This is a genomic window from Scytonema sp. HK-05 (assembly GCF_963872035.1).
Taxonomy (GTDB): Bacteria; Cyanobacteriota; Cyanobacteriia; order Cyanobacteriales; family Nostocaceae; genus Kalymmatonema.
This window is the reverse complement of sequence record NZ_CAWMYC010000090.1, coordinates 53,768-79,226: the sequence shown is the minus strand read 5'-3', so window position 1 is coordinate 79,226 and position 25,459 is coordinate 53,768. Positions and strand designations below refer to the sequence as shown.

General features: G+C 42.7%; 14 protein-coding genes. 7 read left to right on the top strand and 7 right to left on the bottom strand.

What is annotated here, in order from left to right; all coding sequences use genetic code 11:
* Positions 1-159 precede the first annotated feature (159 nt).
* The 5 genes from AACT52_RS11440 to AACT52_RS11420 all read right to left on the bottom strand — a co-directional run bounded on the left by AACT52_RS11440 (position 160) and on the right by AACT52_RS11420 (position 13,824).
* The gene (locus AACT52_RS11440; RefSeq protein ID WP_073630941.1) at positions 160-4,968 is read right to left on the bottom strand and encodes a PfaB family protein; all 4,809 of its coding nucleotides are present in this window, start codon (positions 4,966-4,968) and stop codon (positions 160-162) included.
* Positions 4,969-5,153: 185 nt separating this feature from the next.
* The gene (locus tag AACT52_RS11435; protein WP_073630939.1) at positions 5,154-6,899 is read right to left on the bottom strand and encodes an SDR family NAD(P)-dependent oxidoreductase; all 1,746 of its coding nucleotides are present in this window, start codon (positions 6,897-6,899) and stop codon (positions 5,154-5,156) included.
* A 94-nt stretch (positions 6,900-6,993) separates the two neighbouring features.
* Positions 6,994-7,536: a carboxypeptidase-like regulatory domain-containing protein gene (locus AACT52_RS11430; protein ID WP_073630937.1), complete on the bottom strand. Its 543-nt coding sequence runs from the start codon at positions 7,534-7,536 to the stop codon at positions 6,994-6,996.
* A 139-nt stretch (positions 7,537-7,675) separates the two neighbouring features.
* Positions 7,676-13,312 carry a type I polyketide synthase gene (locus AACT52_RS11425; protein ID WP_073630935.1) on the bottom strand — a complete coding sequence of 1,879 codons (5,637 nt, stop codon included), beginning with the start codon at positions 13,310-13,312 and terminating at the stop codon, positions 7,676-7,678.
* Between the two features lie 224 nt (positions 13,313-13,536).
* Positions 13,537-13,824, bottom strand: coding sequence for a hypothetical protein (locus AACT52_RS11420; RefSeq protein WP_073630933.1), 288 nt, complete (start codon positions 13,822-13,824; stop codon positions 13,537-13,539).
* A 32-nt stretch (positions 13,825-13,856) separates the two neighbouring features.
* On the opposite strand from AACT52_RS11420, the gene AACT52_RS11415 reads away from it, so the two are divergent.
* A complete protein-coding gene (locus tag AACT52_RS11415; protein WP_272937091.1) occupies positions 13,857-13,985 on the top strand; it encodes a hypothetical protein in 129 nt (42 codons plus the stop codon).
* A 955-nt stretch (positions 13,986-14,940) separates the two neighbouring features.
* On the opposite strand, the gene AACT52_RS11410 is transcribed toward AACT52_RS11415, so the two are convergent.
* A complete protein-coding gene (locus AACT52_RS11410; RefSeq protein WP_073630929.1) occupies positions 14,941-16,302 on the bottom strand; it encodes a ParB/RepB/Spo0J family partition protein in 1,362 nt (453 codons plus the stop codon).
* 362 nt (positions 16,303-16,664) lie between these two features.
* Complete coding sequence (locus AACT52_RS11405; protein WP_158054607.1) at positions 16,665-16,889, bottom strand: hypothetical protein; 225 nt, start codon at positions 16,887-16,889, stop codon at positions 16,665-16,667.
* Positions 16,890-17,419: 530 nt separating this feature from the next.
* On the opposite strand from AACT52_RS11405, the gene AACT52_RS11400 reads away from it, so the two are divergent.
* From AACT52_RS11400 to AACT52_RS11375, 6 genes are all read left to right on the top strand, one after another.
* Positions 17,420-18,613, top strand: a complete 1,194-nt coding sequence (locus tag AACT52_RS11400; RefSeq protein WP_073630925.1) for an ABC exporter membrane fusion protein — start codon at positions 17,420-17,422, stop codon at positions 18,611-18,613.
* A gap of 978 nt (positions 18,614-19,591) precedes the next feature.
* Positions 19,592-20,767: an ABC transporter permease DevC gene (gene devC, locus AACT52_RS11395; protein ID WP_073630923.1), complete on the top strand. Its 1,176-nt coding sequence runs from the start codon at positions 19,592-19,594 to the stop codon at positions 20,765-20,767.
* A 101-nt stretch (positions 20,768-20,868) separates the two neighbouring features.
* Positions 20,869-21,873 carry an NAD-dependent epimerase/dehydratase family protein gene (locus AACT52_RS11390; RefSeq protein ID WP_073630921.1) on the top strand — a complete coding sequence of 335 codons (1,005 nt, stop codon included), beginning with the start codon at positions 20,869-20,871 and terminating at the stop codon, positions 21,871-21,873.
* A 295-nt stretch (positions 21,874-22,168) separates the two neighbouring features.
* Positions 22,169-23,194, top strand: a complete 1,026-nt coding sequence (locus AACT52_RS11385; protein WP_073630919.1) for a glycosyltransferase family 2 protein — start codon at positions 22,169-22,171, stop codon at positions 23,192-23,194.
* Between the two features lie 58 nt (positions 23,195-23,252).
* Entirely contained in the window at positions 23,253-23,720 is a 468-nt protein-coding gene (locus AACT52_RS11380; RefSeq protein WP_198940907.1) for a DUF2141 domain-containing protein, read from the top strand.
* 197 nt (positions 23,721-23,917) lie between these two features.
* On the top strand, positions 23,918-25,177 hold the full coding sequence (locus AACT52_RS11375) for a glycosyltransferase (RefSeq protein WP_073630915.1): 1,260 nt from the start codon (positions 23,918-23,920) through the stop codon (positions 25,175-25,177).
* Positions 25,178-25,459: the final 282 nt, after the last annotated feature.

The following is a 25,459-nucleotide window of genomic DNA, read 5'->3' as shown; positions in this document are numbered from 1 at the left end:
GAGTGAGAGAGAGTCGTTAGTGGTTAGTTGTAGAGACGCGCCATGGCGAGCCAGCGCTGCAGGAGGGTCTCCCTCGTGCCGGCTCTGGCGTCGCGTCTGTACATTTGTTAGTCCTCAATAGTAAAGGAATAATAAGTAACCACACCTACTAACAAATGACTAAGCCAGTAAGTTTTCAGCGCAAGCCAGTTGTAATTGAATAATTTCGCTCATTTGTTTGCTAAATTCTTGTCTAGATTTTAAGAAGTTAGCGTGAGCTTTATGAACGCTCTTATTGTTAGCACTTAACTTTTCGTACTGAGACTGAGTTAAGTCAAGGATAGGCGCTGAGTGGGCAAAATTTTGAGTGGTGGTGATTGGATGCAGAATGGATTGAGAAATAATTTCTTGAGTTACAGTTGACTCACAAGATTGTAACTCTTCCCTAGGACTAAAACTGTTATTAGTGGTATTTTTCACGTTTTCTTCGTCTTGCTTAGTCGTTGATGGTTTTATGTTGCCGAGATGACTTCTGCCATTGTGGATACTGCTTGAGTCCTTGAAAGAATTTGTGAGTTCATACTCTATCGAAACAGGAATATTTTGATGCTGGTTGCTAACAAGATGAAGTGGTTTTTTGCTAGCTACATTCTCAAAAAGCGTACGGTTTTCGTCACTCAAGATTTTGGCAACAATTCTGTTTCCACCCAAGTTGACAGTTTTCACAGTCGGTTTAAGTTGACTGGATGTTTCTGTTGTCTGACTATACAGAGGTGATAAGTCCAGAGAAACTTGATGACTGAGGAGTTTTGCTAATGCTCTGATAATAGAAGTATGGTCGTCTATACCTCTTCTATTAAGAGATACAGTCATATGTTCTTTGTTTTCCAGGATTTTCTCAATCCATCGAGAGCAGACATTACCAGATCCTGCTTCGATGAATATTTTTGCCCCATCCTCATAAACTCGGTTCACTAATCGAGGAAAATCAACCTGTTGACACAAGGTTTTCGTAAGGCTACGAGCAATGACATTACTATCAAGTGTGATGGGTCTATACTCAGCTGCAGAGTAAAATACAATGCCAGGTATGTTGTGAGACGGTAAGGTGTTGACTCGAACTATTTCTTCATACTCTGATTGCATTGGTTCGCAATGGATTGCATGGTTGAAGGGAGCGCGGAAAGCGTTGCAACCCAAAGTTTTAATGACTCTCTGACAACCAGCTGTATCACCAGCAATTAAAACTTCTTCTGGTGTATTTATCTGAGTCAAGTAGACGCGATTTTCATTCTTGAGGCATTCTTTAACCTGCGATGGAGTCGCCATCACAAGATAGGTACTCCAGAAATCATCATCTGGTGATTGTTGTGCTGATGGTAATCCCCAATATTCGCGTACGGCGTTTTTCGGTCCAGATATCCTGTCTCCAAACAAAGGAGATGCGTGAAAGGCGTTAATCCCTTGGCTAAAGTTGCTCCATACCCCCATCGCCGACATCATACTAGTCTCGCCCAAGCTATACCCAAAAACATATTTTGGCTTGACTTGGAAATCATCTCGGATAATAGTCGTCAGGAGTCTGGCAATGCCCATGTCAGTTTCAAAGATTGCCAAGGAATCATTGAAGAATCGCTGTTCAAGAGCTTCTATTTGCCTGGTTGATAATTTATTCAAGCTTCTGGGAAAGACGAGCTTGGCAATGTCGGCGACAACGCTGAAAAGACTTTTGATTGCCAAGTCATCGTGAACTCTGGGGAATAAGCGGAAGAGATTGCGACTAATGCCAAGATAGGAATTGACCGCAGCAGGATAAACGTATGCTACACCTCCCTTTTTACCGAGTGGTTTAGCTGTGAAATAACTGCCAGTCGGTGTTTGCCAATCTTCCCCATTTTCAAAGGCATTATTCACACCTTTGAGGGCTGCTTCAATTTCTTTGGCTAATTCCTTTTTGTTACGTCCAAGAATGGCGATCGCGTAAAGCGCATAATTTGCCTCAACACGCTGCTTATAAGCAGCAAAACTTCGGCTTGCTGCAACGTTTAAAGAAGTACAATTTTCGATGGTCTTCTGGAGAGCGTTAATTTGGTCTAGTAAATCGGAGCGATTGTTAGCAGCAATGGGAAATAGATAATAAGGTGTTTGCTCCAAATACTTGCTGTGACGCTGTATCTGGTCTGCTTCTTCTGATAAGATGACATGGGCATAAGTCCCATCCATCCCTATGCCATTAATCGCAGCGACTCGCTTTTTAAGTTCTTTGCCCAAAAACCAAGGTCTTGATTCTGGGGCGACATAAAAGGGACTACCCTGCCAAACCTCTTGGTTTTTGACACCAGACCATTTGGGGGTTGCGGGAATGTATCTGTGATAGAGACAAAGAGCAGTTTTAATCAGGCTGGCAATTCCCGATGCTACATATGTGTGACCGATGTTTGCTTTGACACTGCCAATTGCACAATTAAGACCATTTTTATCCGCTGGATAAGCCTGGACTAAACCTTTGATTTCTGCTTCATCTTCTTGGGAAATACCACTCCCACAAACTTCTAGATATTCAATGTCTGTAGGTTTGACCCCTGCTATCTCAAACGCTTGTTGACAGACAGAGCTGACGGCTGCTGCATCAGGTGTTGTGAGACGATTTTGCAAGTCATCAGATGTAGAATGCTGTTGTGCAAAACTAATGGCATCGACAACTGCATAAATGCGATTGGCTTTGCCACTGCCCTTTGGGCAATCGCCCTCTTTTTTCGCTGTATCTAGGCGCTTCAAGACAACTGCGCCAGCACCTTCGCCAACCGTCCAACCATTCGCCTTTTGGTCGTAACTTAGGGTATTGACTCCTGTATTGATTTGTCCTAATTGATTTCGCAGCAAGATATTTTCTACCCCACCAGCTAAATCAACAGCACCCACAAGCACAGCATCCACTTCCCCAGCACTCAGTAGCATTTGTGCGACTTCCAACACCTTGAATGTGGAATTTTCGCCCGCTGTCATGGTGAATGTTGGACCTGTAAAATCCCATAGAGAGGAAATACGACTCGCCATAATGTTGGCGATATAACTCAGATATTCGCTGATTTCTACTGGCTGGTGAATACCGTCTTTAGCAATGGTTTCCAGTTGAGCAATCTTTTCTTCTGGTAAAGAAATTTCTCCAGCAATCAAGCCTTCTTTTATTTGCCAAGAGAGATTCCATCTCTGCTGTAACTGGTGGACAGACAATTCCGTCTCTGAAGCGATGATGACTGCAACGTTTGCACCTTCTTTGATTCCCGCATCTTTCAAGGCGCGATCGGCAACTTTTAGAAGTAAGAGTTGTTGCGGGTTCAGCTTGGATAGTTCATTCGGGGGGATTTTGTAAGATAGGGTATCTATTTCCAAATCTTGGATGTATGCCCCTACTGGTGCTTGACCGTTTGGCAAGCCGTACTTCTTGAGTAAGTCTTGTTGCTCTTCTAATCCGTGCCATCTGTCAGACGGAAGAGGTATAAAATGCTGCGTTCCGTCATAAATGCTGCGGTCAAAAGCATCTAATCCATTGCAGGAACCGAAAAAGGCATCCATGCCCACAATAGCCATCTTGGCAAGTTGCACAGGTGCAGTTGCGTCAACAGTTTCTGTTGTGCCTTGTTCCAAAATCATATGGGCGTTGGTTCCGCCAAAACCAAATGCACTGATAGCTGCTCGTTTGACTGGTGCTTTTTGGGACCACTTGGCGGTACTTGTGACAATTCTTTGAGGTGAAATGACGTTGTTTTCTTCTCCTATGGGGTCAACTACTTTCAGTGTCGGTGGGATGACACCTTTGGACATACTTAAAAGTACTTTAATCAAGCTCACTGAGCCAGCAGCGACAAGTAAGTGACCAACGTTAGCCTTAACGGAACCTACTAAAGGCGTTGCTTGATGCTGACCAAAAAACGTTTCTACAGAGTTGAATTCGGTGGTATCTCCCAACAATGTGCCAGTCGCGTGGCACTCCATGTAATCAATATCTTTTGGACTGATTTGTGCCTCTTTGTAAGCGCGTTCAAAGGCGAGAATTTGCCCTTTAGAATTGGGGCTAAGCAAGTGTTTCCCTCGACCATCGTTGGAGAGTCCATTACCGGCGATGGTGGCATAAATGCGATCGCCATCTCTGAGGGCATCACTATATCGTTTCAGCACCACCATCCCGACTCCATCGGCAGTCATGAGTCCTCTAGAGGATTTGTCCAAGGGACGGCTCAGGTCGTTGTCTTCTGGATATCCTTGGATACCGGAAAACAACATCCGCAAAAACAGAGGGTCAGAACAGCTAATTCCTCCAGCCAACATCAAATCTGCTTTGTGCGTCCACAGATAATGAGATGCAAGCTTCGCTGCATACAATGGTGACGAACAGGCTGCATCAATACACAAATGAATATTGGATAAAGCCAGGGCTTGGGCGATGACCGCAGCTGGTAAACCAGAAATCATTGCGTTGTAGATTGAGGCTTGGGCAGATGCTTTAGCGGAAGCCAAATTGAATTCCTCACACTGCAAAAGCTCTCTCAATACAGGTGTTAACACCTGCTGATATATGGGAGCAAATAATTGATTGGATAATTTTGTAGGCAACGAGAGAGAGCCTAATATCACTCCACATTTTGAGAGAATAGACTGATTGCCTAAATAACCACTATGTTGCAAAGCTTGTTTAGCAGCATCAAGTGACCATTTAAAGGTATTATCTAAGCTTTGCAAAAAGTCCGCTGGTAGCTTGTAACCAGTTGGATCAAACTGAAAGTCGCGGATGAATGCTCCCTTCAAAGAATAGATTTTGTCTGGTTTGCCTTTGACTGGGTCATAAAAAACTTGCGGATCGACTCCAATTTCATGAGCAGTAATTGATGATGTTGAGTCTTTCTGCTCGATAAGATTCTGCCAAAATTCTTCAGGATTTTTGGCATCAGGAAACAGGCATGAAAATCCGACGATTGCTATTTTATCCACGGCTTATGTCCTTATTTTGAATGAATGCAAAAGATATATTGTATTGTGAGATTGCTTGTTCCCAGCTAGATACTGGGAATGTATTCTGTGAGGTGTCTCTAGTAGTCTGTCAAGATTGATTTGATGGGTTTGTAGTGAGCGCTTTCGCTAAAGCGCTTACTACGAACTTACACTTCTTATCCTCATTAATTGCTTCTCAACGATTGAGTAGGTATAATAACTCCCTTAGCGCCCAACAAACGCGAGTAGACTTGCCCTTGGGCATCATGTATGGTGTAATCGGCAACAATACTAGTTGCTGTTTTCGCTTTCACTTCGCAAGAAACGTAAAAAGGAGTATTGATAGGAGTCTCCGCGTATTGTTCATATTTTGGAGTACCTGCGGGCAAGCAAATTTCCTGATGAAAATGCTGCATCCAAATCCATAGAGGCTGGGTACTGAGGTCAATTGAGTAAGGATTAAGCCACCTAATTGGAAACTGTCCCTGTTGTTTATCCGTGATTCCATGCCAGATGCATTCCGAAGTGATTTTTTCTGGGCTAATGTTTAAAACCCTTGTGATTTTTTGAAAAGAAGCTCCGTGAAATAATGGAAAGAATGATGCTGTTGTTTTTTGATAAAAATCTGTGCCAGTAATAGTAATGATGTTATCTTCTGCCAGATTCAAGAATTCGTAGTTTGGACGGGTAGGAATTTCTCGCACCAGATGAATCTGGTCTATGCTGAAATGATAAGCAATTTTACCTGTTGGAGTTTTGCTCCAGATTTTTGCTTGAAAGATGATTTCTTGAGAATCTGTTTTAGAAGTTTCTTGCAAGTCTAAAATGTATTCATGTGCTAAGGTTTCGTGAAAATTAATTCCCTTTAAAACCTTGAAATCTGTGTAATTGGATAATTTATATCCAGGATAAAGTTCTTCGCAAGCATTGGCAATCCATGAAACTGCACAAGTCGCAGGCAAAACGGGTTTACCAGCAATCACATGATCCAGCAAAAAGGGATTGGCTTCAAGTGATAGTTTACGACGGATGCGGTAGGTTCGCAATTCGGAATCTAGGGGTGCAGCAGGCGGAACCATAGGGCTACCGATAACAACTTGTGCTGTTCCCTGATTGGTAGGATGCAGTTCGTTGACGAGCATTTGTGTCCCGACTTCGACAGGAAGAATATCGATACCCCGTCGGGCAAACTCTTTTTTCAATTGCGGTGTTACCATACCACTCTCCCAGCCACCCCAATTGATAGCCACGACATGACATTCGGGGTAGCGTTGCTTGACGAGATGAGCTGATTTGTTGAGAATTTCGTTGGCGATCGCGTAGTCAGTCTGACCGATATTACCGTAAAAACCTGTTACAGAAGAAAACAAAACCAAATATTCAAGTTGACTGGGTTTGATACAAGATAGAAGATTTTCCAGCCCCTTGACTTTAGCAGTATAAACCTTCTCAAAATCCTGTTCTGTTTTCTTTTCAATCAATTTATCAGCTAAATTGCCAGCGCCATGTATGATGCCAGTAATCGAGCCAGTACGTTCAACCACAGCAGCAAGTTTCTCCTTTAAGTCATCTGCGTTGGTGACATCAACGCTCAAATATTCAGCATGACCTCCTGCTTGTTGAATCGCTTGTAAAGTCTGTTTGATTTCTCGGTTAGAGATAATTTTGTTATAGAGCTTTTGTACGTTTACAGGTAGGGGCTTCTCTCCCAGTGATATCAGGTATTCCATGATGCTTTTTTTTAACACTGGTTCATCCAAACAATCTTTAGCCCAATCTGGTTCTTTATCTAGGAGTTCTGAACGACCTATGAGGATAAATTTGCAAGGAGAATGCTGTGCTAATTTGATAGTGCATTTCGCTGTAATACCTTTTGCACCACCACTCACGAGAAAAACTGATGTGGGGCGAATCTTGGTTGTTAGTGTCATAAATTCTCTGTTTACCTTGTTTTATTGTTAGGACAAATTGATGTTTCAACCTCTTTCATTTTTTCAATCAAGAGGCTCTTTCATATTCATTGTTTTAAGAAAAGATTGATAACGTTAAACCTTCATAAACTGAATTCACAGAAAGAGGCAATGGTTGTTGAAGGTTGATAAGATTGTCTGGTGTTTCTGGAGGCGGCGTTTCTTGAGGAGGAGGTAAAGTTAGTGCCGCTACAATTAAAGCTAATACTACCATAATAGCTGCTATAATTGGTAGTAAATTATCCTGATTTTCTACCTCTTGAGCATGAGGATGGACATTATGAGGAGAGACATTATGAGGAGAGACATTATGAGGAGAGACATTATGAGGAGAGACGAGTGGAATATCACCAATATCTCTATCATCAGGTAATAGTCTAATGAAAGAAGAATACGTTTTGTAGCCCTTAGCTTCTATTGTTATTTCTCCTTCAAGTACATTGCTGTCATCAAATGGAACTTGAAATTTATAAATTCCTTCCAAGTCACTGTAGACAACAACTGAAGAACCCGGCAAATTAATTGAGACTTTAGCTCCACTTATAGGAGCTTGTTTCTCTTTATCAAGAACGCGACCAATATAATTGATTGCTGCCATACTTTTAGGTGAGGAGGATGATGGGGATGAGGGAGTGAGGGAGTGAGGGAGTGAGGGAGAAACTCCTAATGCCTGAATTTCTCCTGAATGTGAATTTTGAATTGTTTTCTCCCCCTACTCCCTTATCTTCCCTATGTGGTTAAATATTGGGAGTACTAATCAGGGTGACTCGTCCGTGGGAACCGTAAGCGACTTCCGTAATGTAACGATTGGGGTCGTGTAGCTCAGCAAAAATGTGACCTGCTGACTCTTGGGCATTAATATCAGGACTCAAGTCAATTGCTCGGCAAAATACCTGTTGCCATTCCCAGTTGAGAGTCTTAGTTAATCCAAATAGACCAGCGCTGATCGGACCAAAGTGGACATTTTGTCCTAACCCAAAGGCTCCATCGAGACGAGCAACGGTGCAGAAACAACTGCGTCCATAATGTGTGGCTTCATTGAGAGATTTTTTCAGGTGTTTAGCCATGAGAAAGACGTGCTTGACAATCGCCTTTTCCTGTTCAAGATAAGGAATTTTGCCGTTGCGGATGACCTCAAATACTGGATTTAGATGGATGAAAGCACCTATCGAACCATATTTAGTGGAGATAGTGGCTAATTGTTGTTGCAGATGTTCCTCACTTAAATCTGTGAGATTTACGCGATTCACCCCTGCGGGTAAAGGTGAATGTTGTGGAACAAGCGATAGGGGGAAACTTAAAACAACGATTTTCCAGCCTTGCTCTGTGAGAATTTGAGCTAATTGGGAAGTGGTGAGGGAGCCATCATCGGTGAGTAAACCGATGTGCCCCTCTGGTAAGGTGAAATCTAAAAAATCCGGTTGAGGCAGGACTTTTAGTTTGACTTGACGACGCAAAGGATTGTTATTTAAGTTAGCCGATGGGTTGGAGGAGCTGTTCAGAGACTTTTTTTTTTCCGTACCAGCTAACTTTTGCAAATACTCGACAATTTGACCGATGGTACGTAGTTCTCCGAGTTCTTCCACATTCGGTTTGGGCAAATTGGGGTACATTTCCTGCATTGTCCCCAAAATTTCCACTCGCTTAATCGAGTCAATCCCCAAGTCCGCTTCCATATCCATGTTCAAATCCAGCATCTCTACTGGGTAGCCTGTCTTTTCACTCGTGATTGCCAACAAAGTTTGACCCAAGTCTGTCAAATCTGTGTCTGCTGGTTCTGTTTCAGTGTTGACTGTGGCACTTTCGGTGAATGAAGTTAACTCTGAAATGGGGAGGTGAGGTGTTGGTTCAGCTTCTACAAAGGAGTTTGGAACGAAAGAATTCTCTGTCTCTACTTGCTGGTGTATTCTTGCGTCTTCTTGTATGGAAATAGTAGTTTCTACAGTAGATTGAACAGTAGATTGAACAGCAATGGATGGAGAAGCATTGGATTGCAGACATTGAACAATTTGACCGATGGTGCGTAGTTCTCCCAGTTCTTCTACATTTGGTTTGGGCAAGTCTGGGTACATTTCCTGCATTGCCCCCAAAATTTCTACACGCTTAATGGAGTCAATCCCTAAGTCTGCCTCCATATCCATGCTCATATCCAACATTTCTACTGGGTAGCCTGTTTTGTCACTGATGATTGCCAACAGCTTTGTACCCAAATCAGCCACATTTACACTGACATCAGAGGTGGTTGTAGAAGAATCTGTAGGAGCAGTTTCTGTCCTGACTGCTACAGTTTCGGTAACTAGGGGTGAGGAGATAGGGAGGGGGGCAACGGATGGAGTAACAGATGTAACGGATAAGTTATTTGTGGGACTGACAGAGAAACCATCCGTATCCGCTACAAAATCTATTGCTTTGTGTATTTGCGTTTGAGTGCCAACTTCTACAAATGAATGCAACTGAGCATCCATTTTGAGTACGGGCTGTGCCTCAGTTGCTGGTATCTGGTGAGTGGCAGGAACTGGGCTATCTTGTTTGGTAGCCGTTGTTTCTAAAGCAATGAGATGCTCGGGTTCTTTATCTGGGGCTGTTGTGACTTCAGAGGATACTACAGGTTGAGTTATCGCCAGCTTACCATCGATGATCTGTGAGTACTCTTGCTGTATGAGTTGGAAAAAGTTTTTGGTGTATTCTACCTGAGAGTTGAGATATTGCTCGTGGATGTGTAAAGTTTCACTTTGTTGAGCGTGAAACTGCATCATACTACGCTCTAAGCTTTCCATGAGAACTGGCTTGAGCTTTGCAGCTTCTTCTGAAGATGTGCTGTTGGCAAACAAAGAATTTTGCTGCTGCATCAGTTGGAAAAAGGTTTTAGCATATTCCTTCTGATGGTTGAGATAGTGCCCGTGAACTTGTAAATTCTCGCTTTGATTCTGCTGAAATTGTGCTAGGACGTATTCTAAGCTTGCTAAAACCTGTTGGTAATTCACGGGTTTATCTGGACTTGTTTGCATTTTCGACTGTGGAATGGGTTGAGGGGAAGTGAGGGGGAGGGGGGATGAGGGAGATGAGGGAGATGAGGGGGATGAGGGAGATGAGGGAGATGAGGGGGATGAGGAGGTGGGGAGTTGCACAGCTGGAGTGATGGGGAGAACTTCGCCGCGTCCCCGCGTCCCCGCGTCTCCGTGTCCTTTTCCATTTGTTCCCTTGTCCTCAATCTTCTGGTTAGTAGAGAGTAGGGATTTATTTGTATGCCCGTTGCTCTCTGTAACCATCGCTGTGGGAGTGGCGGTGATGGTGGTGAGTGGCGCTGAGGGTAGCTTTGAGTCGGTGGGAGTGTTATTCTCAGATGTGCTTGCAGGCAATTTCACTTTGTGCCCATCCTGCAAAGCTTGCTCAAATGCCATTTTTGTTTTTTCTGACACGTAGTTAATGCCATTTAAAGGCACCCTCAACCCTTTGGTTTTCTCGGTTGCTGGAATAGTTTGTGGCAGTTGGTAGGGGTCGAGGTTTTTCAAGGACAAACCAGCTACGCGTAACTGCACGACGGCTTCCCTTAAGGAGCGATCGCTGTCTTTTGAGGTGCTGGGGTTCAAAGCGACAGTTAAGTGGGGGCGATCGCCCAAAATATCTTTCACCAAACCTGTGAGAATTTTCTTCGGACCAAATTCAACAAAGCAAGAACCGCCTGCGGCATAAATATTTTCAATTTCCTGCTTAAACAGCACCGCATTAGACAGGTGAGTTTCCAGAATTCTTTGAATATCTGCTGGTTCCTTGGAATACTGCTTTCCTGTCACATTTGTGTAAACAGGTATTTTCGGATTTTGGAAACTGACACTCTTGATCGCTTGGGCAAAGGCTTTCTGAGCAAAAGCAATCAGCGGTGTATGGAAAGCTGCTGACACAGGTAACAAAACGGCTGCATATCCTTGTTCTTGTAAACTCTGCCGCACTTTCGCTATTTCCGCCGCAGGTCCAGCCAACACTACCTGGCGGGGAGAATTGAGATTAGCAATTGTCACCCGAGGGAAATGCTTGAGCACGACTTCCACCTTGCCGACTTCTTCTTTCACGGCAAGCATAGCCCCTGCATCGTAATCAGGATCTTGGGGAGCCGCCATTGCTTGACCCCTGGCTTTCACCAAGAAGCAGTAATCTTCATCACTCACAACACCCGCAGCCCATAAAGCTGTGAGTTCTCCAAAGCTGTGCCCTGCGGTGAAATCTGCCTGAAACCCAGCTTGTTGTAGTATTTTATATTGCCCGGCGCTCAACATCCCAATTGCTGGTTGAGCATATTCTGTGCGCTGCAATGCAGCAATTTGAGTATTTTTTTCCATCTCCTCAAACACGGGATGAGGAAACACAATCTCTGAAAGCGGCTGCAAATTATCCTTAAGCAAAAGGCTATCCATGTAGCCAAAAAGACGGCGCAAGGTGGGGAAATTCATCACCAGTTCCCGACCCATATTCAAGTATTGAGAACCTTGCCCAGAGAACAAAGCAACAACTTTTCCACCTAACTCAAGACCAGAAGAACGGTAGTAAATTCCTTGGGGATGCTCCCAGGATGAGTCTGAGGCTCTAGTTTTCAGTAACTCAATACTCATTTGCAGCAATTTGCAAGCCTCAGCACAAGAAGCTGCAACAAAGCCGACTCTTGCAACGTTAAGAGGAATGTCTTGTGATTTGCACGCCTCTACAAGTTCTACATAATTTCTATTTCCGTCCTCAGATTGCAATTTACCTAAAATTTCTTGACAGTTTGCTAATAACTGTGCAGGAGTTTGAGCAAACAGCAACACCTCACTGGCAGTATTGTGTATACGGTAAGCACGCTCTTGTTCGGCTTCGTATTCTTCCAAAACGACGTGATAGTTTGTACCGCCAAACCCAAAAGAACTGACACCCGCACGTCTTGGCGCTTCCCCTTCGGCACGAATCCAAGGTCTGGTTTCGGTATTTAAGTAAAACGGCGAGTTTTGAATGTTGAGTTTGGGGTTAGGTTGAGTAACGTTAATTGTGGGTGGTAGTATCTTGTGATGTAGGGCTAAAGCAGTTTTGATTAAGCTTGCGGCACCCGCAGCAGCTTTCGTATGTCCAATTTGGGATTTCACACTGCCAAGGGCAATGTACTGCCTTTTTGAGTTTTGTTCCCCAAAAAATTCTTTTATAGAGGCAAATTCGGTGGGGTCGCCAGCCATCGTACCTGTGCCATGAGCTTCAATCAAACCGACACTCTTAGGTGCAAAGCCTGCATCTTCATAAGCACGCTCCAAGGCTTTGACTTGTCCTTCTTGTCGGGGTGCATAGATGCTTTTATACCGCCCATCGCTGGAGGTGCCAATTCCTTTAATAACAGCGTAAATTTTGTCGTTGTCTCGTACAGCGTCTTCTAGGCGCTTGAGTACAACCATACCGATACCTTCACCTAGCATCATTCCATCAGACTTGGCGTCGAAGGGTTTGACGTTGTCACTAGGAGAGACAGCAGGCGTTTTGCTGAAACACATAAAAGCCATGATGGTGTTGTCAGTATCAACTCCACCAGTCAGCATCATGTCGCAGCGGTGTTCTACGAGTTCGCTAATTGCCATTTTTAGAGCAGCTAATGAACTGGCACAAGCAGCATCAACAACGCAGTTTATCCCGCCTAAATTTAAACGGTTAGCAATTCTGCCAGCAACGACGTTACCTAACATCCCAGGGAAAGCGTTCTCATCCCAGTTCACGTAAGCGCTTTTGATTTTCTTGATGATTTTTTGCGTATCCTCATCAGATAAACCACTACTTTTCAGCACCTTTTCCCAAACGGGAGACTCCAACCTGGCAGCAAGTGGTAATCCGAGTTGGCTTCCTGCCACGCCTAAAATAACCCCAATTGTCTCACGGTTAAACTCGCGCGATGTATCATAGCCTGCATCTTCCATTGCCTCTTTTGCAACTACCAAACTTAATAGTTGCGCAACATCTGTCACTTCCAAGATGCTGGGGGGAATGCCAAATTCCATCGGGTTAAAATCAACATATGGGATAAACCCGCCTCGTTTGCAGTAGGTTTTTTCTTCTGGTGTTCTCGGGTTAGGGTCATAGTAATCTTCTATGTTCCAGTGTGTCGAGGGAACATCAGTAATCCCGTCAATTTTGTTAATGATGTTTTGCCAGTATTCTCGCAAGTTTCGAGATTTTGCAAAAAGAGAAGCCATACCAACGATGGCTATAGGGTTATCTTGTAATTTTCTGTTAATTTTGTTAACCGACAAGGATTTATCAGACGTCATTTTTTTCTCCTCAATAAACTTATACACAGCCTTCTCAAAGTTATTTATCTGGGCTGACAATTCCGCCAAGGCAGTATCAATTGAATGAGCAGACATAGGACATAGACTAATCGTGAGTAGCGGGGTTTGTTTAGCTGCGGTGACTTTTGTGGCGAGTTCAAGACAGGACTATTTCCTATTTAAAGCAGCTATCCTATCTGCAAAGAGTAAAAGATTCTGTTCAAATCCACACCACATAAGAGATACCACCCTGGTGAGTTCATGCTCAACCGCGTTTCTAAAAGGTTTTGGCAATATCACAGCAATTTTTGCCAAAAATGCTATACAATGCTCGACTCCTGATGTTGTGGTAGTAGGTCGATGACATTGTTGAAACTCGTAAAATAATCTTGCAGGGCGATCGCTGCTTGACCACTAAATTCAATCCATTCGGAATGACATAAATTCTGAGGATTTTGAGCAATTGTTTCCCCCTGGAACGCTGGAAACTTGGGAGTAGCTATGAGGACAGAAACGCTTTTTTCTCCAGAGCTTGTTTGATGATTTAGCTTAACTGCGGCAACATAGCTGGTGTTAATAACAACGTTCTGTATCTTGATAAATGCCATGGGAAGTTTCAACGTCCAAGATAATATATTCTATGGAATTTGACAAACAAAGTTTGACAAATCAGTTACAAAAAAAACACCCCTCTCTACCCGAATACATGGAAAAAAACGAACAAATAATTGAAGAATTACTTGGGGAAACGCAAGCAGGTTTTTTTTAGTTTTTCGCTCTCAATTAACTAAAGAATATGCCTGACTGCCTTGAAACATGATAATTAATAAAAAGACTAGCATAAATGATGGAAACTGAATAGTTCGTTTTTAGCAATTTTGAAAAAAAATATATTTTTTGCAGATATGAACTTTTCCCAAAAATAAAAAAGTATATGTCTTTACTATTATTTAGCATCCTCTCAAATTCTTTATTAGGGTTGTAAGATACAGCAATTTTCAATTAGGTAGAATACAGGAAATTGCTGTGCCTCTACCATATGGTTTATAGTTTATACTTTTGAAAGCCCTGTAAAATTGGTTCTCATCAAGAAATCAGTGTATTTTTTGTAAATTCGCCGACTATTTAAGAAATACATACACTAACAGAATAGGTATCAGTGTGTTTTTTATAAAAACATGATTTTGTGATTTTTAGCCTTAATTATAGATACAATATTACAGCTATTTTCAAAGGATTAGACCACAAATTGTAGGGGAGCCAGTGCGTTGGACGGGTTTCCCGGCTTGAAGCATCTGGCGTTGGACATCTCCCATGAAAAGCCCGTAATATCGACACTTAAGGTATTGTGCGGTATAGTCCTACTTACAGAAAAGCGCTGTAAAATATAGCGCAATTCAATTGAATGAAGTAATTATTTATCTGTGTCCATCTGTGTCCATCTGTGGTTTATTATTTCTTTGTGTACCTTACAAGTTGCAAACCGCTATAATTTTCACCAATCAAATAGGATTGCTATATATAGGTTGGTTGGCGTTGCTGATTCAAAGTATGAATTTAGGTTCGCGCAAAGACGAGCCAGCGCTGCAGTCCTTGTTTCCCGACAGCAGGCGACTGGCGTCGCAAAGGCGCAAAGATAAGGGTTTTGAAAATAAAAGAATGAAAATTTCATACCTCAATTCAGCAACGCCGGTTGGTTTGAGGTAATCCAAACCAACTCAACTTTATACGTCAAATGACCCTGTTTTCTGTGCTTGCTTACCAGTCCACTCTTGCCACCGCATAATTCCGCGACTCACCAACTCCGGATTTTCACCCCCAATAAAACAGGTACGTCCCATCCTTTCGCAAGCAATTAGAATTTCACCGTGTCCCATAAACGGGGCAATGACAAAATTATTTTGATTCGTATACATATTTAATAAGTAAGCGACTATTCCCTCGACTCCTTCTATATGAATAGGTATCTGTGGCTTGGATATTGATTGGCGCGAAAAAATACCTACATACAAATTACCAAGGACTAATTCATATTGAAATGGCATCCGAGTGCGGCTGCAAAAGTCATAAATGTTGCCCTCAGAGCGTAGCACAGCGACAAGGCGAGCTTCATTTACTAAGTAATCATGATTCCAGGTTGGGGAAAGGGTAGCGATCGCTAGAGATGCATCACCAGGAAGCAGGTTCGTGAATTGTTTACCCGCCGTATCCCCACAATAAACTAGGTGCTGTTGGTTGAGCATCCATTCGTCACCAACATTGACCGAAGGTTTGTGAGCAGCAACTGTTGGTTTACCAGCTTGAGGTTGCTCAAGCAGAGGTTGGGCTTTCTTAACAGCTGACTTAGCTTCTCGTTTTGCCATAGCAATTTTGAAAGCTTGCAACTGTAACTCTTGTTGCCTCAGCCGCCATTGCGCTGCTATTTTAGCTTGCTGTTGAGCTTCTTGTTCGTCTCTTTTCGCCTGAGCTAACTCTAGAGCTTGTTCCGCCTGTTCTGCTAAGGCGCGTTCTTTACTCCCTGTCCTAGCTATCCTGATCAGCTCCGTTTTGATGCCAGCGATGGGCGTACCCTTGATTTTCTGTTTGACTTCCTGATGAATATCTTTAGCAATTTGCTTATCGTGCTGCAAGCTACGCTCGCTGTATCCGATTTCTTTCGCAAATTCTAAATTGGTCTTGGGAGGTGGTGAAATGATTTCACCACCTTTCTTGGTATGCTGGTTATCCCCAGCTTTAGCCATCAGTCCCATTCTGTCCAGAATTTTCTGGCGCTCCAATAGCAGTTCTGCTCGCTCTAGGGGTTTTAACTCATTGCGGATAAAATTCTCGTCAATCTCCGCCAAACGAGCTTGATCAGCATCTTCGTAATCAACAATATTACACTGGATTTTTTCTAAACCAAGTAGCTGGCAAGCTGTCAGGCGGTGTAGCCCAGCAATCAAGTTCAGCTTTCGGTCTATTGTGATTGGGTTCAACAGACCATTAGCTTGAATTGATTCCTTCAACTCTTCAACCTTGTCGCCGCTTATGGGACGGCGGTTACTACCAATTTTAATTTGGTCTATGGGCACTGATTTTATAGGCATAATTGCTGCTTTTTAGTGTTGTCAGCGAAAATACCAACAATAAGATATAGCTAGTTTATTTCATCAGTACTATCAAAAACAGAAATTTCATGATAATTCTGATAAAAATGGTTTATGAGTCACGATTGTGCTAAAAGCCATTGAAAATATGAAGTATAAAGTATCAAGTACGAAGTCAGCAGTTCTTTGTTGCGGATTCCTCCAAAGCATGAAATAAAGCTGTTGAACCAGTATTTTAGCTCCACGTTTTATTTTTGGGGCTTGAATCTGTATATTTCTTCTCACTTCACCCTTAAACCTTCTTCATTCTTTTACAGCTATGCTTGCACGTATTGACTTAGAACCTTGGAAGTCAATCGCCATCAGAAAGTTCCCCGTTTCGACATTTGGGTTTTAAAACAGTGACCAGTGAACAGTGACCAGTGAACAGTGAACAGTGACCAGTGAACAGTAAACAGTGACCAAAAACTGATAACTGATAACTGATTCCTGATAACTGATAACTGGTAACTGGTAACTGGTAACTGGTAACTGGTAACTGTAAAAGATGAGTTGTTGTCATGCTCAATCACAATAGTTCTGCTCACAGAAAACCCTTTTTTAAACAAACCAAGTTTATTTAAGGTTTCTCTGTAATTGTTTGTAGTTTCTGCAACATTTTTTCTACATTTCGTTCTTTCAAAATTGGAACTAGGCAACAATAAATTAGGAGAAAACTTCTGTAGAGTCACTGCTTGACAAAATCAAAGTTTTTTGGCAGTATGGAAGACAAGTTTTCGCAAATTATCTACAACGCTTCGTTTTGCTTGAGACTGAGGTTTTTTTGACAGCATTTCTATGCTTTTAAAGTAACTTATCCAATGTTTACATTAGGATAAAAATTAGTAGATTTTTGTGTCACATCACAATCCGTTTTACCACCAACATAGTTATCCGTGGTGGCTTTGTTCTAAGCAATTGCGTACAAAAGTTTCTAAAACTTATAAGACTTTTCCGGTCATGAATATCAGAGCCACACAGGAAAAGTTCTTGCAATGAATTTCTAAATGCGTTCACAGTAATCAACTGGTAGAGCCATCTAGGCTACCCTTCGGCATAACACAATAGAGATGAAAATATGGCAGCAGAAAAGGAAAGCCACTTATACACGAAACCTCCGTCTCGGTGGCAAATTATCTTAGCAGCTCTTATTGCTTCAGCTACCGGGCTACTATTTTTTCAAAATGTTTCACGAAGGTCTAACGTTCAAACTCAGCCAGCAAAAGCCCCAAAGGCTGCCCCAACTAAAGTTGCTGTTACTGGCTTGGGACGTTTGCAGCCTCAAGGTGAAGTGACCAAGTTGTTCGCTCCCAGTTCACAGACAGGTGTCCGAGTTGAAAAACAGCTGGTCAAAGAAGGAGATGAAGTTCGGGCTGGGCAAGTCGTGGCTTTGCTGGAAGGTTATGCTCGCAGTCGGGCGGCTTTACAACAAGCTTTAGACAAAGTTCAAATTGCTCAAGCTCAACTCGCGCAGGTCAAAGCTGGAGCTAAACCAGGAGACATAAACGCTCAAAAAGCGGCGATCGCTCGCTTAGAATCGCAGTTAACAGGAGAAGTAGCGACTAAGCAAGCGACAATTGCCCGTTTGGAGGCTGAGTTAGAAAATGCTCAAACTGAAAACAATCGATATCAGCAACTTTATAGAGAAGGTGCCATTTCTGCTTCCACAGCAGATAGTAAGCGTTTGCAACAGCAGACAGTGCAACAGCAACTGACAGAAGCCAAAGCTAACCTCAACAGTACTGTTAACACCATAAGCGACCAGCTTAATGAGGCAAAAGCCAAACTGGGGAGTATTAAAGAGGTGCGTGTTGTAGATGTGAAGTTGGCAGAAGCCGAAGTTCAAAGTGCTATCACTGCTGTCCAACAAGCAAAAGCAGACTATAATTTAACCTACCTCAAATCTCCCATAGATGGCAGAATTTTGAAAGTTCACGCCAAAACTGGAGAAGTGAGCAGTAATCAAGGGATTGTTGAGATAGGCAAAACATCTCAGATGTATGTGCTGGCAGAAGTTTATCAAACTGACATTGGCAAAATCCGTATCGGTCAAAAAGCCACCATTACCAGCACTGCGTTTCCTAAAAAAATAAAAGGAACCGTAAAAGAGATTGGTTTGCAAGTTGACAGACAAAATATCCTCAGTGTCAATCCAGCAGCAGACACAGACCGCAGAATCATTGAAGTGAAAATCCGCATTGATGATCCAGCAGATAGTCAAAGGGTCGCAGGTTTAACCAACTTACAAGTGGATGTCGCCATTCACATTTAACCCACGATTGCCCAAAGGGCACTGGTACCTTTGCAATCACTCAAACATACAGCAGTTTTTTGTAGGGTGGGCATTGCTCACCCGGAGGGTGAGCAGTTCCTTCAACGGGGGGAACCCCCAAGGGCGGACTGCTCACTAAGATCTCAAATGTCCATCACATAGGATTTTATAGGCAATGCCCCGTTCGCGGAGCGTGCGCTTTGCGCTCAGTTCCCGCTTGTTGGGAAACCCCGGAGAGCCAGTCGCCTGCTGCAGGAGACCCTCCTGCAGCGCTGGTCTCACCGCCTGCAGGACTTCTCTCCACCTTACGATTTGTCGTCAAATCATAGAATCAGCGCTCTTTTGCCCTACAAGCACCCGTAGCATACGCGTGTCTTCTGTCGAAGAGCAATGCTTGCGGCTAAGCCGTGCTGTAGGCTCATAGCTGAGTGTGCGCGTATTTCCTGCACAGACGCGGGAGCAACGCGCAGCGGCTCAGCAGGTAGCGCTTACAAAATTCAGAGTCAGCAAACTAGGGGTGTAAGGGGTAAGGGTATAAGGGTGTAGGGGAACCCCATCAATAAATTGAGGGGCCTTACACTATGGACGCCGTATTTCTCGTACGAAGTATCAAGGGAAAACATTTTTAACTCTATTCCATGTTTAAAAAACAGGGGCTTGTACCCTTGTCTTCGGGGCGCTCTTTCCCTTACACCCCTACACCCTTATACCCCTATACCCGCCCCGAAGGGGCTTGGTCAAAAAAATAATTTTGAATTTTAAATTTTGATAGCGTAGCGTGGCACGAAGTGCCATATTTTGAATTCCCCAAAGGGGGTGACCCCTACTCATACCAATTTGAAAAAAGAATGCGACAGATACACACTCCCAAACCCTCGTTATCTTAGGCTTTCTTAATGCCGTACCTTATGAATTTTGAATTTTGAATTGGTATCACCTCTTACATTCGCATTGCACATCATTCAACAAGCTGGAATTATGGTTGTTAAAACTCCTTTGGCATGGCTGCAACTTGTCCGAAACAAAGTTCGTTCTCTTGTAGCTGTGGCTGGTATTGCTTTTATTGTCATTCTGATGTTTATGCAACTTGGTTTCCAAGATGCTCTTTATTCCAGCGCGACCCAAGTGCATCGACATCTCCAAGGTGATTTATTTTTAGTCAGTTCTCAATATAAAGCATTAACAGCAAATCAAAGCTTTTCCCGGACTCGCTTGTATCAAGCTTTGGGGTTTGATGGTGTCGAGTCTGTGAGTTCTATGTATATAGGATTTGCCAAATTTAAAAATCCCGTTAACGGTCAAAAATACTCAATATATGTTATTGGGTTTGAACCGGGAAAACCTGTGATGAATATGCCAGAAATTCAGGCAAATTTAGATAAAATTAAAATTCCTGATGTCGTGCTTTTTGACCGTAATTCTCGACGCGAATTTGGGAATATTGCTCAAAAGTTTGAAAAAGAAAAGACCGAGCAATTCATTGAAGTTTTTCCTTTTAACTCATTAGCTGGTTATAGAGTGAGAGTTGGTGGTTTATTCAGCTTAGGTTCCTCGTTTGGAGTAGATGGTAATTTAATTGTCAGTGACTCAACTTTCATCAGAATATTAAACAACCGTCCAGCAGAAATGATAGATGTAGGTGCAATAACCCTTAAGCCTGGTGCCAATTCGCTTCATATTCAGCGAGAGTTAGAAGCCAACTTACCTAATGATGTCGTAGTTTTTACCCGTCAAGGATTTATCAATTTTGAAAAAGAATATTGGGCTACTAGAACACCAATTGGTTTTATACTCAATCTCATGTTATCAATGGCTTCTGTAGTTGGTATAGTCATTGTTTATCAAATTCTTTACAGTAATATTTCCAATCAATTAGTTGCTTATGCAACTTTAAAAGCCATAGGTTATGGAAACAATTATCTATTTAATGTTGTCTTTCAACAAGCTTTTATTTTAGCAGTTTTAAGTTACATACCAGCATATGCTCTTTGTTTAGGTTTATATGATTTTGCCATGCAAGCCACTAAATTACCAATCATGATGTCTTCACACAACGCGATAATTGTCTTAATCTCAACAATATTAATGTGTATGACTTCTGGAGCCCTGGCTATTAACCAACTCCGGTCTACAGATCCAGCAGATATTTTCTAGCATGAGTCATTAGTCCTTTGTAAATACAAAGAACTCATAACTCATGAAAAAGGAAAATTTCTCACAAACAACTTAGCTTCAATTATTCATTACAATCTTCTATGAACCTCAACAACAAAACTCTCCTCATCACTGGAATTGGCGGATTTATCGGCTCGCGTACAGCAGAGTTAGCCATAGCAAAGGGAATGAAAGTTTCTGGGCTGCAAGATGCTTCAGATAAGAACAAAAAAGCGCAAAACTTGGGCGCTAAAGTGATTTATGGCAACGTCACTGATCCAGCAAGCGCCCAAATGGCTTGCCAAGGAGTAGATATAGTTTTGCACACAGCAGAAATTGCCAAAGAAGGTGGTTCGCTCGACCAATTTCGTGAGATAAATGTTAGCGGAACCATCAACATGGCTCAAGCTGCCAAGAATGCTGGTGTCAAAACCTTCGTCCATATTTCCAGTGTTTTGGTATATGGCTTCAACTATCCTGATCGCGTCGCAGAAGACGGACCATTGTGTGGTGAGAAGAATGCCTACTGTCAGACAAAAATAGAAGCCGAAAAAGCACTTTTAGAACTGAACGACCCAGCAAATTTTGGCATCATTATTCTCAGACCAGGAGATGTTTACGGACCTGGAAGCATCCCCTGGATAGTTCGACCTCTGCTAATGATGCGGCAAAGATTATTTGCTTATGCAAATGAGGGGCGGGGAGTCATCAACCACACATATATCGATAACTTAATCGATGCTATCTTTCTCGCCATAGAAAAAGAAACATACGGAGAAATCTTCAATGTGACTGATGGACAAGAAACGACTTGGAAAGATTATTTTACACGCTTAGCTGATATAGCTGGTTTACCCGCTCCCTTTTCTCTACCAAAAGATGAGCTCAAATTGTTTCTCCAGCTGCGCTATCAAGGACAAAAACTTTTTCGCAAACAAGCTGATATTCTGCCGGAAGTCGTAGATTTTATGACTCGCCCCTATGCTTATTCAATCACCAAAGCACAAAAGCTGTTAAGTTATCAACCGACAGTTGATTTGGAAGAAGGTATGCGACGCACCCAAGAATGGGTGAAAAAAACAGACATCCAAAAATTTATGCAATAGAGTTGTCGCTTCATACCCTGCTTTTAATCCTAGAACATCGATTCACTTATCACAAACCTAACCCCCAGCCCCCTTCCCTATAAAGGAAGGGGGAGCCAAATTCCCCTACCCTCGTAGGGGAGCCACTTGCGTGCGCGGGTTCCCCGCGTTGAGCAAAGTGGCGTGACGGGTTAGGGGGAGAGGTTCTTCCAAGATTACTGAATTGGTGTTCTAAACCCCAAACAACAAAAAGTTACCTGCGTTAAATTCTCAAACAACTCTCACATTTCACGGAATCTCTGCACCATCTTTTATTATGAGCAATCATCAGCCAAGATTAAGCATTGGACTGCCTGTATATAATGGCGAGAAATTTATCAAAGAAGCCATAGATTCACTTTTGGCTCAAACCTTTGAAGATTTCGAGTTAATTATCTCAGATAATGCCTCAACAGACAAGACTGAGGAAATTTGTAGAGCATACGCTGCTAAAGACCAACGCATCCGTTACTACCGTAATCAAAAGAATATCGGTTGCGCCCCTAACTTTAATCGTGTCTTTAAATTGTCTTCGGGCGAATACTTTAAGTGGGTAGCTCATGACGATCTGCACGCTCCCGATTTTCTCACGAAGTGCATTGAGGTACTCGACCAAGACCCTAGCATTATCTTGTGCCACTCTAAAGTATATTTCATAGACGAACACGGTAAATTCTTACAGAACTACGATATCCAACTCAAAACCGATTCACTAAAACCACACGAGCGGTTTCATGAGCTTCTGACTACGCACCTCTGCTATCAATGTTACGGGGTAATCCGCGCAAGCGCCCTTAGGATGACGCCGCCTATGGGTAGTTATGGTGCTGCAGACGCAATTTTCTTGTTAAGACTTGGTCTGCTTGGTCGGTTTTATGAAATCCCCGAATACCTGTTCTTTGCTAGAAGCCATTCACAACAATCATTGAGTATGTTCTTTCCAGATTATCTGTCATGTACTCAGAAGAATACTCAAAAATCAATGCGTACGCTACCTGATTTTCATGCATACGCAGTGTGGTTTGATTCGGCAAATCAGGGAAAACTTTTGTTTCCACATTGGAGAATTTTCTGGGAGTATTTTATTTCAGTGTGGCAGGTGAAGCTGACTTTGTATGAGCGGATATCTTGTTATATAAGTTTTTTGAAGCAGTTCAAAGGAACAGAGTTTTTGTTGCTCAAAGATTTGCTGTTCACTCCTCAAATGAATCGCTTATGGCAAGACTTGCAAAAATCATCTATCCAAAAACAGACTATCAACTCTTTAAATGAATCGGTTGCCGAAATAAAACCTGGATTCTAAAGCTTTTTATCAATTTCCCAACAAAGCGCAAAATTTACCTCTTAGTAACTGCCATATTATGCTGAATCTATCTAAATTCAGTTTCTATTTGCTCGCTACTTTAGCAAGCTTCAGCTTAGCTAGAACCGTAAATGCAGAACCTAGTGCAACACTCACTGTCGTAGTAGATGGGCTACGTCATAAAAACGGTGAAGTTTGCCTGAGAATTTACTCCAGTGAAAAAGGATTTCCTAATAGTAATACCAGTGAAGTACAAAGTGGTTGCACTCAGATAACAGGAAGTTCTGTAAAAAAGCAGTTCTTAGGTTTGAAACCGGGAACTTATGCTGTCGCCGTAGTTGACGACCAAAACGGAGACCACAAACTAAACAAAGACTTTTTAGGTATTCCACAAGAAGGTTTTGGTATTTCCAAAAATCCAACTGTATCAATAACAACGGGTACACCAAAGTTTCGTGACGCCAGTTTTGTGGTGAGGAAAAATACAACCATCAAAATTGTGATGAAATATTCGCTCGACCCTTAAAACAGCAAACAGTTATCAGTGAACAGTTATCAGCTATCTGTATCTAATACTGTTAACTGTTTACTCAACCTTTTGCATAAGTCAATAATTGTCTGTTTTCATCTGCGTTTATCTGCGGTTTCATACCCACGAACGCACGAATTTTTGCAAGAAGTCTACTGACAAGCTCTTCACTTAATAAAAGACTACACTCAATTATGAAAGAGTTGGCGATATTCCTGTCTAAGTCTTTGCTGACCTGGTTGGGTATTCAGGTGTGTTTAGCAGTTGTTTTTTTGTTGTACCTGCGCTTATCCCAGAAAAACTCATTACCAGACGACCAGTTGCCCAAAACTGCGGTAATTCTGTGTTTACGCGGCGCTGATCCGTTTTTGACTAACTGCTTGCGATCGCTCTTGAACCAAAACTACCCATGCTATGATTTAAAGCTGATCGTTGATAGTCAGGAAGATCCGGCTTGGAAAATTGCCACTGATACGATCCACGAGCAAAGAGCAACCAACGTCCAAATCAGCCCTTTGAGGATAGCACGCCAAAATTGTAGTCTTAAATGCAGTTCCCTACTGCAAGCTGTCTCGGAGTTGGATGATTCCTACAAAGTCGTTGCCCTAGTTGATGCCGATACAGTAGTCCATCGCAATTGGCTGCGTGAATTAGTCAGCCCTCTGGCACATCCCAAAGTCGGGGCGACAACGGGGAACCGTTGGTATCTCCCCACAGGTAGATATTGGGGGTCTTTGGTGCGGTATGTAGGCAACGTCTCTACAGTAGTGCAGATGTACCTGTTCCGGATTCCTTGGGGTGGGACTTTGGCGGTGAAAACAGAACTACTTCGCCAAACAGGACTGCTAGATAAGTGGGGGCAAGCCTTCAACGAAGATACCATGATCCGCAAGGTCTTGCAAAAACATGGGATGCAGGTTAAGTTTGTGCCTTCTCTAATAATGCTTAATCGGGAAGAGTGCGAATTACCTAGCTTAAAATACTCGCTGATGCGCCAACTGCTTTGTTCTCGACTTTATCACCCTTTGTGGTTGGCTGTAATTAGTGATGCGATTTCCAGCATACTACAGCCGACTCTCGTCATACTGTTGTTTCTGGCGGCATTGTTGACCGGAGAATGGAATGTTGCGGCTTTGTTGTTTGGCTGCTTTAGCATTTATACGCTGGGATTACTCTTTATGATGCTGGCATTAGAGCAAGGGGTACAGCAAATCATTCGCAAACATGGCGAACCGATGACAAAATTGTCAGCAGGAACAGTCGTGAAAATGCTAATAGCAATTCCCTTGACACAGTGGGTTTATGGGATAGCGATGGTATTATCCCTAGGGATGCGAAGAGTCAACTGGCGCGGCGTCAGCTATCGAATCAAAGGTCCTTGGGGCATTCGTTTAGTCGAATACCGCCCTTATGAATTATTAGATCAACCTGATGATAGTAAGGTTTCTATATAGTTGGTAGTTAGTAATACGTAATTCACACGAAACCTCACCCCTTCCCCTCTCCGAACTTCAGAGAGGGGTGGCGCAGCCGGGGTGAGGTACAAATGCCTTATATCCCCTCCCTACTGCGTTGAGGAAGGGGTATTACGGCGCTTCTGATAAACAAGAGTGCAAAAGTAATATTATGAAAAAAACCACAGATGTAGGCGTAAGCCGTGCCGTAGGCTACACCGATAAACACTGATGATTTATCTGTGTCCCATGAGTGTCCATCTGTGGTTCCAAATATCTTTA

Excerpts from the sequence above, each read along its gene's own strand:
- AACT52_RS11435 (WP_073630939.1), bottom strand. The coding sequence starts at position 6,899 with ATGACACTAACAACCAAGATTCGCCCCACATCAGTTTTTCTCGTGAGT.
- AACT52_RS11430 (WP_073630937.1), bottom strand. The coding sequence starts at position 7,536 with ATGGCAGCAATCAATTATATTGGTCGCGTTCTTGATAAAGAGAAACAA.
- AACT52_RS11425 (WP_073630935.1), bottom strand. The coding sequence starts at position 13,312 with ATGTCTGCTCATTCAATTGATACTGCCTTGGCGGAATTGTCAGCCCAG.
- AACT52_RS11420 (WP_073630933.1), bottom strand. The coding sequence starts at position 13,824 with ATGGCATTTATCAAGATACAGAACGTTGTTATTAACACCAGCTATGTT.
- AACT52_RS11415 (WP_272937091.1), top strand. The coding sequence starts at position 13,857 with ATGGAATTTGACAAACAAAGTTTGACAAATCAGTTACAAAAAAAACAC.
- AACT52_RS11410 (WP_073630929.1), bottom strand. The coding sequence starts at position 16,302 with ATGCCTATAAAATCAGTGCCCATAGACCAAATTAAAATTGGTAGTAAC.
- AACT52_RS11400 (WP_073630925.1), top strand. The coding sequence starts at position 17,420 with ATGGCAGCAGAAAAGGAAAGCCACTTATACACGAAACCTCCGTCTCGG.
- devC (WP_073630923.1), top strand. The coding sequence starts at position 19,592 with ATGGTTGTTAAAACTCCTTTGGCATGGCTGCAACTTGTCCGAAACAAA.
- AACT52_RS11390 (WP_073630921.1), top strand. The coding sequence starts at position 20,869 with ATGAACCTCAACAACAAAACTCTCCTCATCACTGGAATTGGCGGATTT.
- AACT52_RS11385 (WP_073630919.1), top strand. The coding sequence starts at position 22,169 with ATGAGCAATCATCAGCCAAGATTAAGCATTGGACTGCCTGTATATAAT.
- AACT52_RS11380 (WP_198940907.1), top strand. The coding sequence starts at position 23,253 with ATGCTGAATCTATCTAAATTCAGTTTCTATTTGCTCGCTACTTTAGCA.
- AACT52_RS11375 (WP_073630915.1), top strand. The coding sequence starts at position 23,918 with ATGAAAGAGTTGGCGATATTCCTGTCTAAGTCTTTGCTGACCTGGTTG.